Below are 298 nucleotides of genomic sequence, written 5' to 3' on the forward strand. Positions count from 1 at the left end.
GGATAATATACAGCACCTATAATTGACTCCGATAGAAACGGCTCTTTCTCTCGTAACAGGTCTCCTGTTAGAAAATAAGAATCTTCACCTGTTTTCTGCTGCCAATCCATAATGTGAAGAATTCTTTCCTTCTCATCTTCATTTTGGGCAATGCGATAAATGCCTTTCTCTTCATATCCTATATCGATGCCTGTTTTTTCACGCAAAACTGCTGCAAGTTGTGGAAATATAGCACGTCTTTCTCTCGCAAGTTCAAATAGTGGGTCATATGCATCCCATTCTGCCTGAACCCCAAGTA

The 298-nt window shown here is 40.3% G+C and carries 1 protein-coding gene; it reads right to left on the bottom strand.

Going from position 1 to position 298, the window contains the following annotated elements; translation table 11 throughout:
* Positions 1-298 (bottom strand): FAD-dependent oxidoreductase (locus ACSG5Z_RS30850; protein WP_435712857.1); only part of this gene is annotated, 298 nt, incomplete at both ends.

Origin of the sequence: Bacillus pretiosus (genome assembly GCF_051294775.1) — a bacterium.
Lineage (GTDB): Bacteria > Bacillota > Bacilli > Bacillales > Bacillaceae_G > Bacillus_A > Bacillus_A wiedmannii.